This is a genomic window from Pseudocitrobacter sp. RIT415, from assembly GCF_003057695.2.
Classification (GTDB): Bacteria; Pseudomonadota; Gammaproteobacteria; order Enterobacterales; family Enterobacteriaceae; genus Pseudocitrobacter; species Pseudocitrobacter faecalis.
The window spans coordinates 87,083-97,988 of sequence record NZ_QBJC02000008.1 but is presented as its reverse complement, the minus strand read 5'-3'; the positions used below and the strand labels follow the sequence as shown (position 1 = coordinate 97,988).

The following is a 10,906-nucleotide window of genomic DNA, read 5'->3' as shown; positions in this document are numbered from 1 at the left end:
TGGACGCGACACGGTTATTAACACACTGGCAGTTAACACTATTCCTGGGGGATAAATGAGCGCGGGAAGCCCAAAAATCACCGTACGCCGTGTTGCGGCATTATCACTGGTTTCACTCTGGCTGGCAGGTTGTACTTCATCGGACAATCCGCCTGCGCCGGTAACCTCTGTTAACGGAAACACCTCCAGCAGCACGAATTCCGGCATGCTCATCACGCCACAGCAAAAAGCGGGCGGAACAGCGCAAAACAGCGTGCCGGCGACGCCGCAAATTCAGCCAGTGCAGCCGGTACAAACCCAGCCGACGCAGATTCAGCCAGTCACTCAGCAACCTGTTGCCCAGCAGCCGGTGCAAATGCAGAACGGTCACATCGTCTATAACCGAAAATATGGTGATATTCCGAAAGGCAGCTACACGGGGGGAAGTACCTATACCGTTAAGCATGGTGACACGCTTTTCTACATCGCATGGGTTACCGGTAATGATTTCCGCGATCTGGCACAGCGCAATAATGTCGCCGCGCCTTATGCGCTGAATGTCGGTCAGGTGCTGCAGGTTGGCAATGCGTCCGGTCAGCCGATTACCGGCAACAACCCGGTCGCCATGGCGAGCGCGCAGGCGGCGACCTCTTCTCAGACGACGTTCGCGAAACCTGCACAAAATTCAACCGTGGCTGTTGCGTCGCAACCAACAATTACGTATTCTGAGGATTCAGGTGAACAAAGTGCTAACAAGATGTTGCCTAATAACAAGCCTGCGACGACAGTCACAGCGCCTGTAACGGCACCTGTTGCGAGCTCTTCCGTACCGAATGCCAGCAGTACGACAACCAGCGCGCCAATTTCGTCCTGGCGCTGGCCGACTGACGGCAAAATCATCGAAGGCTTTGGCGGCTCCGAAGGGGGCAACAAAGGCATCGATATCGCAGGTAGCAAAGGACAGGCTATCACCGCGACCGCGGATGGTCGTGTTGTGTATGCCGGTAATGCACTGCGAGGTTACGGTAACTTAATTATCATCAAACATAACGATGATTACCTGAGCGCCTACGCCCATAACGACACAATGCTGGTCCGGGAACAACAAGAGGTTAAGGCGGGGCAAAAAATAGCTACCATGGGTAGCACCGGAACCAGTTCTACACGCTTGCATTTTGAAATTCGTTACAAGGGGAAATCCGTAAACCCGCTGCAGTATTTGCCGCAGCGATAATTCGGCAGAGTACTGAGCACGGAGTCTTTCAGGCGGTGTGAACACGCCGTCTGGAGATGAAGTGATAAGGTGCTTTGCCTGGGGATCACGGGTAGGAGCCACCTTATGAGTCAGAATACGCTGAAAGTTCATGATTTAAATGAAGACGCGGAATTTGATGAGAACGGAGCAGAGGTTTTCGATGAGAAAGCCTTAGTAGAAGAGGAACCCAGTGATAACGACCTGGCTGAGGAAGAGCTGTTATCGCAGGGGGCCACACAGCGTGTGCTGGACGCGACTCAGCTTTACCTTGGAGAGATCGGTTATTCTCCACTGTTAACAGCCGAAGAAGAAGTCTATTTTGCACGTCGTGCATTGCGTGGAGACGTCGCCTCCCGTCGCAGAATGATCGAGAGTAACCTGCGTCTGGTGGTAAAAATTGCTCGCCGTTATGGCAATCGTGGTCTGGCACTGCTGGATCTCATTGAAGAGGGCAATTTGGGGCTTATCCGCGCCGTTGAGAAGTTTGACCCGGAACGCGGGTTCCGCTTTTCAACCTACGCGACCTGGTGGATCCGCCAGACGATTGAACGGGCAATTATGAACCAAACCCGTACCATTCGTTTGCCGATTCACATCGTCAAAGAGCTGAACGTCTATCTGCGTACGGCGCGTGAGTTGTCCCATAAACTGGACCACGAGCCAAGTGCGGAAGAGATTGCCGAACAGCTGGATAAACCGGTTGATGACGTGAGCCGTATGCTGCGTCTCAACGAGCGCATTACCTCAGTCGACACGCCGCTGGGCGGCGATTCTGAAAAAGCGCTGCTGGACATCCTGGCCGATGAAAAGGAAAACGGCCCGGAAGACACCACGCAGGACGATGATATGAAACAGAGCATCGTCAAATGGCTGTTCGAACTGAACGCCAAACAGCGTGAAGTGCTGGCGCGTCGTTTTGGTTTACTGGGGTATGAAGCTGCAACGCTTGAGGATGTGGGCCGCGAAATTGGCCTGACTCGTGAACGCGTTCGTCAGATTCAGGTTGAAGGTCTTCGTCGTCTGCGTGAAATTTTGCAGACGCAGGGGCTGAATATCGAAGCGCTGTTCCGCGAGTAAGTGAACATTCGTCAAAAAGGCCAGTCGAGAGACTGGCCTTTTTCTTTTGTAGATGACAGGTTATTCACCCCATCATCTTTCTCACCAGTCGCGTGAACAGTTCGCGCTCTTCCTTACTTAATCGCCCCAAAAACTCCTCATCCACGGCGTTGCCGACGGTTTTTTTTGCGTTCAATAACGCTTCACCTTCTTCCGTGAGAAAAACAAAACGACGGCGTTTATCGGCGGGATCGTGCTCGCGTCGCACAAGATTGCGGCTTTCCATGCGGCTCAACATCTCAGCAAGCGTCGCCTTTGTGCTGACCGCCACTTCCGTTAATTCGACCTGCTCAATGCCCGGATGTTCGGCAATCGAGCGCATCACGGCGTACTGGGGCTTGGTCAGCTCTGGCAATTCTTGCTGCCAGCGCGCGGTGTGTTGCTGAAAAAGCTGGCGCAGCAGGTGAAATGCTTCGTTTCTTAACTCCATGAAAACCCCGTTGTAAAAACTTTTCCTCATGATAGCCGCTACGCGGCGTTTTTTTAATCCTTCATTTTTTAGCTCTGAGTGCGATCGTGTACGAACAATATTGTGCATAAGGCCATTCTGACGTAATTTAACTAAAACGTTCGTACACGAACAAATATATTGAGGTGAAGCATGAGACTGATTGTGGGGATGACAGGCGCAACAGGCGCACCGCTTGGCGTCGCGCTGCTTAAGGCGCTGCGTGAGATGCCAGATGTTGAAACGCATCTGGTGATGTCGAAATGGGCCAAAACCACCATCGAGCTGGAAACACCCTACAGTGCGCGTGATGTCGCCGCGTTAGCGGATTTCAGCCATAGCCCGGCGGATCAGGCAGCGACCATCTCATCAGGCTCATTTCAGACTGACGGCATGATTGTTATCCCATGCAGCATGAAAACGCTGGCGGGGATTCGCGCCGGCTACGCCGACGGCCTGGTGGGGCGCGCGGCGGATGTGGTGCTCAAAGAGGGGCGCAAGCTGGTGCTGGTACCGCGTGAAATGCCGCTCAGCACCATTCATCTGGAAAATATGCTCGCGCTGTCGCGCATGGGCGTGGCGATGGTGCCGCCTATGCCTGCTTTCTATAACCATCCGGAATCGGTGGGCGATATTGTCGATCACATCGTTGCCCGCGTACTGGACCAATTCGGCCTGAAGTATGACAAGGCTCGCCGCTGGAAGGGGCTTCCGTCGGCACACTCATTTTCACAGGAGAATGCATAATGGCTTTTGATGATTTACGCAGCTTTTTACAGGCGCTCGACGACCAGGGGCAATTGCTGAAAATCCGCGAAGAGGTGAACGCCGAGCCGGATCTGGCCGCCGCTGCCAATGCCACCGGGCGTATTGGCGACGGCGCACCGGCGCTGTGGTTCGATAATATTCGCGGTTTTACCGATGCGCGCGTGGCGATGAACACCATCGGTTCCTGGCAGAATCACGCCATCTCCCTCGGCCTGCCGCCAAATACGCCGGTTAAAAAACAGATTGATGAGTTTATCCGCCGCTGGGATAACTTCCCGATCGCACCGGAACGCCGCGCGGATCCCGCGTGGGCGCAGAACACCGTTGATGGCGAAGAGATTAACCTGTTCGATATCCTGCCGCTGTTTCGTTTAAACGATGGCGATGGCGGTTTCTATCTCGACAAAGCCTGCGTGGTTTCCCGCGATCCGCTTGATCCGGATAACTTCGGCAAGCAGAACGTCGGCATCTACCGTATGGAAGTGAAGGGTAAGCGTAAGCTCGGTCTGCAACCGGTGCCGATGCATGATATCGCCCTCCATCTGCATAAAGCGGAAGAGCGCGGTGAAGATCTGCCGATTGCGATCACGCTCGGTAACGATCCGATCATCACGCTGATGGGGGCCACGCCGCTGAAATACGATCAGTCCGAGTATGAAATGGCAGGCGCGCTGCGCGAAAGCCCGTATCCAATAGCCACTGCGCCATTGACCGGTTTTGACGTGCCGTGGGGTTCTGAAGTGATCCTCGAAGGGGTCATCGAAAGCCGCAAACGTGAAATTGAAGGGCCGTTCGGTGAGTTTACCGGCCACTACTCTGGCGGGCGCAATATGACCGTGGTGCGCATCGATAAAGTCTCTTACCGCACGAAACCGATTTTTGAATCACTCTATCTCGGTATGCCGTGGACGGAGATCGACTACTTGATGGGGCCTGCTACCTGTGTGCCGCTGTATCAGCAACTGAAAGCCGAGTTCCCGGAAGTGCAGGCGGTAAACGCCATGTACACCCACGGCCTGCTGGCGATTATCTCCACCAAAAAACGCTACGGCGGTTTTGCCCGCGCGGTGGGCCTGCGTGCGATGACCACGCCGCATGGACTGGGATACGTGAAGATGGTGATTATGGTTGATGAAGACGTTGACCCGTTCAACCTGCCGCAGGTGATGTGGGCGCTCTCGTCGAAAGTGAACCCGGCAGGGGATTTGGTGCAATTGCCGAATATGTCCGTGCTGGAACTCGACCCTGGCTCAAGCCCGGCGGGGATCACCGACAAACTGATTATCGACGCCACCACGCCTGTTGCGCCAGACAACCGTGGTCACTACAGCCAGCCGGTGGTGGATTTACCTGAAACCAAAGCCTGGGCTGAAAAACTGACCGCTATGCTGGCCGCACGTCAATAAGGAGAAGAAGATGATTTGTCCACGTTGTGCCGATGAACAGATTGAAGTGATGGCGAAATCGCCGGTGAAAGAGGTCTGGACGGTCTACCAGTGCCAGCATTGCCTTTATACCTGGCGCGATACCGAACCGCTACGCCGCACCAGCCGCGAACATTACCCGGAAGCGTTTCGTATGACGCAAAAGGATATTGATGACGCACCAATGGTGCCGAGCATTCCGCCGCTGCTGGCGGAAGATAAGCGTTAAGCACACAATGGCGGGTGGCGACTACGCCTTACCCGGCCTGTGCTTCCCAGGCCGGATAAGCGTAGCGCCATCAGGCTACACCAGACTCTTTAACCGATAAATCCACTCCAGCGCCTGACGCGGGGTGAGTGAATCCGGGTCGAGATTTTCCAGTGCTTCGACCGCAGGCGACGTTTCTTCCGCTACTGACAGCAAAGACATCTGGGTGCCATCGACTTGCGTTGCGGCGGCATTTGGCGAAATGCTCTCCAGCTCGCGCAGCTTCTGCCGCGCACGTTTGATCACCTCTTTCGGCACACCCGCCAGCGCCGCGACCGCCAGGCCGTAGCTTTTACTCGCCGCACCATCTTGTACGCTGTGCATAAAGGCGATGGTGTCGCCGTGCTCCAGCGCATCAAGGTGCACGTTAGCCACGCCTTCCATCTTCTCCGGTAACTGAGTCAACTCGAAGTAGTGGGTGGCAAACAGCGTTAATGCTTTGATCTTATTCGCCAGATTTTCCGCACACGCCCAGGCCAGCGACAGACCGTCGTAGGTCGATGTACCACGACCAATCTCGTCCATCAGCACCAGGCTGTTTTCGGTGGCGTTATGCAGAATATTAGCCGTTTCGGTCATCTCCACCATAAAGGTTGAGCGCCCGGACGCCAGGTCATCCGCCGCGCCAACGCGCGTAAAGATACGGTCAATCGGGCCAATCTCCACGCTTTGCGCAGGCACGTAGCTGCCGATGTAAGCCAACAGGGCAATCAGCGCGGTCTGACGCATGTAGGTACTCTTACCGCCCATATTCGGGCCGGTGATGATTAACATGCGACGCTGCGGTGACAGATTCAGCGGGTTGGCGATAAATGGCTCGTTCAGTACCTGTTCAACCACCGGGTGACGGCCATCAGTGATGCGAATCCCCGGTTTGTCGATAAAGGTCGGACAGGTATAGTTCAGCGTATAGGCGCGCTCGGCAAGGTTCACCAGCACATCCAGCTCCGCCAGGGCGCTTGCGCTCTGTTGCAGATCGGCCAGATGCGGCAGCAGCAGGTCGAACAGTTCGTCGTAAAGCTGTTTTTCCAGCGCCAGCGCTTTGCCTTTGGAGGTGAGGACTTTGTCTTCGTACTCTTTCAGCTCAGGAATGATATAGCGCTCGGCATTTTTCAGCGTCTGGCGGCGAACATAGTTGATGGGGGCAAGATGGCTCTGCCCGCGACTAATCTGGATGTAATAGCCGTGTACGGCGTTAAAGCCGACTTTCAGGGTATCCAGACCGGTACGTTCGCGTTCACGAATTTCGAGGCGATCGAGGTAGTCGGTTGCGCCGTCTGCCAGCGCCCGCCACTCATCCAGCTCTTCATGATAGCCTGGCGCGATGACACCGCCGTCGCGCACCAGCACCGGAGGCGCGTCGATAATCGCGCGTTCGAGCAGTTCCCGCAGTTCGGTGAACTCGCCCATTTTTTCGCGCAGCATCTGCACCGGAGCGCTATCAACGTTTTCGAGTTGGGCGCGCAGTTCAGGCAGTTGCTGGAAGGCGTGACGCATACGAGCAAGGTCACGCGGGCGCGCGGTACGCAGCGCAAGACGCGCCAGAATACGTTCGAGATCGCCCACCTGACGCAGTACCGGTTGCAGCTCGCCGGTTGCATCCTGCAGCGCGCCGATGGTTTGCTGGCGCTCGATCAGAACTTTCGTATCCCGCACTGGCATATGCAACCAGCGTTTGAGCATACGGCTGCCCATCGGCGTGACGGTGCAATCCAGTACCGACGCCAGCGTATTTTCCACGCCTCCGCCCAGATTCTGGGTGATCTCCAGATTGCGGCGGGTGGCCGCATCCATGATGATGCTGTCCTGCTGACGCTCCATGGTGATGGAACGGATATGCGGCAGGGACGTGCGCTGGGTGTCTTTCACGTACTGCAACAGACAACCGGCGGCGCACAGGCCGCGCGGGGCGTTTTCCACACCAAAACCGATGAGATCGCGCGTACCGAATTGAAGATTAAGCTGTTGTCGCGCGGTGTCGATTTCAAATTCCCACAGCGGGCGACGGCGCAGGCCGCGACGGCCTTCAATCAACGCCATCTCAGCAAAGTCTTCTGCATACAGCAGTTCCGCAGGATTAGTGCGTTGCAGCTCTGCCGCCATTGTTTCCCGGTCAGCCGGTTCGCTCAGGCGAAAACGCCCGGAGCTGATATCCAGCGTCGCGTAGCCGTAGCCTTTGCTGTCCTGCCAGACAGCCGCCAGCAGGTTGTCCTGGCGCTCCTGCAGTAGGGCTTCATCGCTGATGGTGCCCGGCGTGACGATGCGCACAACCTTGCGTTCGACCGGGCCTTTACTGGTTGCCGGGTCGCCAATCTGTTCGCAAATAGCAACGGATTCGCCCTGATTCACCAGCTTCGCGAGATAGTTTTCCACGGCGTGATGCGGAATGCCCGCCATCGGAATCGGTTCGCCTGCAGAAGCGCCGCGTTTGGTAAGCGAAATATCCAGCAGTTGCGATGCGCGTTTGGCGTCATCGTAGAACAGCTCGTAAAAGTCGCCCATACGGTAGAACAGCAGAATTTCCGGATGCTGGGCTTTCAGCTTGAGATACTGCTGCATCATGGGTGTGTGGGCGTCTAAATTGTCAAGTGTACTCATCGATTTCTGATGTCCATTTTCTTAATTTTTAATGAGTTAGTGATTTTTATGGTTATCATTAAGTTTCACGGTGTCTCATCGAATATCATGACATCCTACATTTAAGTGTAGGTTAAAGTGTAGCTTGCCAACCTATAGCCTGGTAAAATATGGGCACATACAGAGCAACCTACATTTATATTCATGACTGCATAAGGTGCATGATAACGGAGTCTTTATGGCAGGAAAACAAGAGGGAAAGCCACTTTCGTTTAAAGCGGTAGAAATGATGAAGCCTGGCGACAAAGATAAGGCTGATGTAGGCGAAAATCGTGGCTTACGTGTCTCCTGCGGTGCAACCGGGGTTAAGTCTTTTTTCTATCGTTACACAAGTCCTCTGACTGGCAAGCTTGCTCAGGTTAAAATTGGTAACTTCCCGCAGACTTCTCTCGCCGCTGCACGTCTTAAACTTCACGAATTAAAGCTTCTCCGACAGGAAGGTCGGTGTCCTGCGTCAGAGCTTAAGCAAGATAAGCTCCAGCGTGCGATTGAAGCTGAACAGGCTAAGATCCCTGAATTGACCGTACAGGGATTAGTTGAACTGTATCTTACCGAACGTATTGAGGATCGTAAAACGAAGGACGGGAAGGTCATTCCCGGTGCCAGAAAGCCGAAAGGGCAGGCTGAGGTTCGTCGTACTCTCTATGGTGACGCTGTTAAAAGCTTAGGAACCCGGAATGCTGCTGAGATTACACGCCAGGATGTCATTAATTTAATCAATAACATTGTAGCTCGAGGTGCAACCGTACAGGCTGGGAATGTACTGAGGGAGCTTTCACTCGCATATGAATTTGCTATTGGCCTTGGGCGCTTTGATGACAGTTTTGCGAATCCAGCGTTGTTAGCAAAATCCAGCTTACGACAGACCAGAATCAAGCTCACAAACGGACGTGGAACACGAGTACTGAGCGAGGACGAGCTAGCAAAATTCCTTAAATGGCTTCCGGGTTCGGCTTATACGCCAACGATCAAAAACGTGTTACGTCTGACCCTCTGGACCGGGTGTCGTACCGGTGAAGTCTGCAATATGGCATGGAAGGATGTTGATCTTGAAAAAGGGACTATTCATCTAAGAGAAACCAAAACAGGAATTGAGCGCTATGTGCAATTATCCACTCAAGCCATCAACTTTTTGAAAGTTCTGCGGCTGAACTCTGATACCTATCTTTTCCCTTCTTCTCGCACAAAGTTGCCTATACAGCAGAAATATCTTACCGAGAATGCCTGGCGTATGCGTGAGCAGGGGCAAATGCTGGATATACCGAGTTGGACGCCTCATGATCTAAGACGGACCGTACGGACAGGGCTATCACGGTTACAATGTCCCAATGAAGTAGCAGAGGCTGTTCTTGGGCATACAAAAGGCGGGGTTGAAGGTATTTATAACCTATATAAATATGACGCTGAGTGCGAAAAATGGTTGCAGATATGGGCTGATTATCTAGATAGCCTTCTGGAGCAATTACATTAAGGTCGTTGTAGCATATTGGCCATGTTGTAACAGGTGAAACACCGCCGTGACCAGCAGATACAGCAATATTGTAGATGCCGTTCTGTCCAGAAAACATATCAATAAAACCCGGGCCAGGCGCCACAGCTTCCTAGACGGCATTAGTCTGGAGGCCTTTGAACAGGCCTCGTCGTGATGACAGAATTTATCTATGGGCGTGGGGTCAGTCCAACTACAGGGCAGTAGCGTCTACCAGTGCGGGGTCAATCCACAACTATCCGGATTTACTGACACATAAAAGTGATGGTGAAAAAATGTTGCCTATCAAATACGCATTTTGAAGTTTTGATACATGCATTCGTTTCTCTGGTTCAGAGCTATCGTAGATGGCTTTAGTAAAAAAATCATCAGGCATTGTGTCAGTTGATTTCTTTCTTAATCGTGCTTCAGAAAGCTTTATGGTGTCAGAATTTAGCATCACGTATTCAAACGCAATGGCACGCTGGACGCTACTTTTCCCAACGCCATGCTCTCCTGTTTCCGTAACGACACCTGAAAAATCAACCTCACCGGACCCGTCTTTATAAATCTGAACGTATACACTGCCATTGAATTTCGCCCCATTAGGTAATTCTGGCATCGAGATCGTCGATACACAATTGATGCTTAAGCCATTATTGGGTGCCCAGTCAGCGATTCCTGTCGCGCGAACAGCAATTGCTGAAACAAACGCAATTGCTGACACGCTTATCAGAGCTTTTTTCTTATTAATTTTCATGGATATAGATATCCTTGCAACCTGCAAACTTAGTTTGTTCTTTGTTGCTCCAGGTGCAGCGGGACAAAAATACGCGTCCGTTTTCACCGTAGGTGTAAAGATCGTCAGGCTGGAAAAAGTAGGTCGCACCCTGAATGCACGGAAGGTAAGTGTTTGTTAACAATCTGGCTTTTTCGAGTTTGACTGACATCATTTCTGGGGAGTTGTTATAAAAAGTATACACAGGACACTGATCAATCTTACCGAGTTTCCAAGTCTTTATAGCTGAAATCATATCAGAAGCACCATTTTGTGATGGGTAAAAGGCTATAACCAGTGAACTCAGCAACAAAGTCATTACAAAAATCCAGATTTTTGCCGATACTTGCGTTTTTTTAATTTGTACCGTTGACTGAACATTTAATGAATTGATTTCACTGTAGTTATCAGCCTCACTGATAGATATAGAGTCATCAGGAACCAAGAAGCCCACCCGGGGTATAGTCTGTATGATTTCCTGATTACAGCCGAGATCGTGCAGCCCTCTTCGTATAAGTGAAATGTACTGGCTCAGAGAGCTATTCGAGGCCTGAAACCCATTCTTATCCCAAACATTAACTAAAATATCCTCACGGGAAACGACCTTACCTCGTTGCTCAAGCAGGAACGAAAAAATACGATTCGCCGTGATGGAAAGTACAACCGAATTTTCGGGTGATGAAAGACTTGCTAGGACACCATCATCAGTCCTGAATGTTACTTCATTGTTAATTTGGTAAAGCATATGTGTATTCATCTGCATAT

At 52.4% G+C, this 10,906-nt stretch carries 10 protein-coding genes; 6 read left to right on the top strand and 4 right to left on the bottom strand.

The genetic code is table 11. The features are described from left to right. The first annotated feature begins 55 nt into the window (after positions 1–55). Together nlpD and rpoS are read left to right on the top strand one after the other, a co-directional pair. The gene (nlpD, locus tag DBY68_RS10580; protein ID WP_108476366.1) at positions 56–1,213 is read left to right on the top strand and encodes a murein hydrolase activator NlpD; all 1,158 of its coding nucleotides are present in this window, start codon (positions 56–58) and stop codon (positions 1,211–1,213) included. A 105-nt stretch (positions 1,214–1,318) separates the two neighbouring features. After that, the gene (gene rpoS, locus DBY68_RS10575) at positions 1,319–2,311 is read left to right on the top strand and encodes an RNA polymerase sigma factor RpoS (protein WP_015963258.1); all 993 of its coding nucleotides are present in this window, start codon (positions 1,319–1,321) and stop codon (positions 2,309–2,311) included. A 64-nt stretch (positions 2,312–2,375) separates the two neighbouring features. Here the strand turns inward: rpoS and DBY68_RS10570 are convergent, their stop codons facing one another. After that, a complete protein-coding gene (locus tag DBY68_RS10570; RefSeq protein ID WP_108476367.1) occupies positions 2,376–2,780 on the bottom strand; it encodes a MarR family transcriptional regulator in 405 nt (134 codons plus the stop codon). 171 nt (positions 2,781–2,951) lie between these two features. On the opposite strand from DBY68_RS10570, the gene DBY68_RS10565 reads away from it, so the two are divergent. Genes DBY68_RS10565 through DBY68_RS10555 form a run of 3 tightly spaced genes read left to right on the top strand, consistent with a single transcriptional unit; the run spans position 2,952 to position 5,219 of the window. Then, complete coding sequence (locus tag DBY68_RS10565) at positions 2,952–3,545, top strand: non-oxidative hydroxyarylic acid decarboxylases subunit B (protein WP_108476368.1); 594 nt, start codon at positions 2,952–2,954, stop codon at positions 3,543–3,545. Next, positions 3,545–4,972, top strand: a complete 1,428-nt coding sequence (locus tag DBY68_RS10560; RefSeq protein WP_108476369.1) for a non-oxidative hydroxyarylic acid decarboxylases subunit C — start codon at positions 3,545–3,547, stop codon at positions 4,970–4,972. Before DBY68_RS10565 ends, DBY68_RS10560 begins: the two co-directional genes overlap by 1 nt. 10 nt (positions 4,973–4,982) lie before the next feature. Further along, a complete protein-coding gene (locus DBY68_RS10555) occupies positions 4,983–5,219 on the top strand; it encodes a non-oxidative hydroxyarylic acid decarboxylases subunit D (RefSeq protein WP_108476370.1) in 237 nt (78 codons plus the stop codon). Positions 5,220–5,294: 75 nt separating this feature from the next. On the opposite strand, the gene mutS is transcribed toward DBY68_RS10555, so the two are convergent. Continuing rightward, a complete protein-coding gene (gene mutS, locus DBY68_RS10550; RefSeq protein WP_108476371.1) occupies positions 5,295–7,856 on the bottom strand; it encodes a DNA mismatch repair protein MutS in 2,562 nt (853 codons plus the stop codon). Between the two features lie 217 nt (positions 7,857–8,073). On the opposite strand from mutS, the gene DBY68_RS10545 reads away from it, so the two are divergent. Next, a complete protein-coding gene (locus tag DBY68_RS10545) occupies positions 8,074–9,366 on the top strand; it encodes a site-specific integrase (RefSeq protein WP_108476372.1) in 1,293 nt (430 codons plus the stop codon). 253 nt (positions 9,367–9,619) lie between these two features. Here DBY68_RS10545 and DBY68_RS10540 read toward each other — a convergent pair whose 3' ends face one another. Both DBY68_RS10540 and DBY68_RS10535 read right to left on the bottom strand, forming a co-directional pair. Continuing rightward, positions 9,620–10,123: a hypothetical protein gene (locus DBY68_RS10540; RefSeq protein WP_108476373.1), complete on the bottom strand. Its 504-nt coding sequence runs from the start codon at positions 10,121–10,123 to the stop codon at positions 9,620–9,622. Next, on the bottom strand, positions 10,113–10,904 hold the full coding sequence (locus DBY68_RS10535; RefSeq protein WP_233503884.1) for a winged helix-turn-helix domain-containing protein: 792 nt from the start codon (positions 10,902–10,904) through the stop codon (positions 10,113–10,115). Before DBY68_RS10535 ends, DBY68_RS10540 begins: the two co-directional genes overlap by 11 nt. Positions 10,905–10,906: the final 2 nt, after the last annotated feature.

Excerpts from the sequence above, each read along its gene's own strand:
- DBY68_RS10540 (WP_108476373.1), bottom strand. The coding sequence starts at position 10,123 with ATGAAAATTAATAAGAAAAAAGCTCTGATAAGCGTGTCAGCAATTGCG.
- rpoS (WP_015963258.1), top strand. The coding sequence starts at position 1,319 with ATGAGTCAGAATACGCTGAAAGTTCATGATTTAAATGAAGACGCGGAA.
- nlpD (WP_108476366.1), top strand. The coding sequence starts at position 56 with ATGAGCGCGGGAAGCCCAAAAATCACCGTACGCCGTGTTGCGGCATTA.
- DBY68_RS10570 (WP_108476367.1), bottom strand. The coding sequence starts at position 2,780 with ATGGAGTTAAGAAACGAAGCATTTCACCTGCTGCGCCAGCTTTTTCAG.
- mutS (WP_108476371.1), bottom strand. The coding sequence starts at position 7,856 with ATGAGTACACTTGACAATTTAGACGCCCACACACCCATGATGCAGCAG.
- DBY68_RS10555 (WP_108476370.1), top strand. The coding sequence starts at position 4,983 with ATGATTTGTCCACGTTGTGCCGATGAACAGATTGAAGTGATGGCGAAA.
- DBY68_RS10545 (WP_108476372.1), top strand. The coding sequence starts at position 8,074 with ATGGCAGGAAAACAAGAGGGAAAGCCACTTTCGTTTAAAGCGGTAGAA.
- DBY68_RS10535 (WP_233503884.1), bottom strand. The coding sequence starts at position 10,904 with ATGCAGATGAATACACATATGCTTTACCAAATTAACAATGAAGTAACA.
- DBY68_RS10565 (WP_108476368.1), top strand. The coding sequence starts at position 2,952 with ATGAGACTGATTGTGGGGATGACAGGCGCAACAGGCGCACCGCTTGGC.
- DBY68_RS10560 (WP_108476369.1), top strand. The coding sequence starts at position 3,545 with ATGGCTTTTGATGATTTACGCAGCTTTTTACAGGCGCTCGACGACCAG.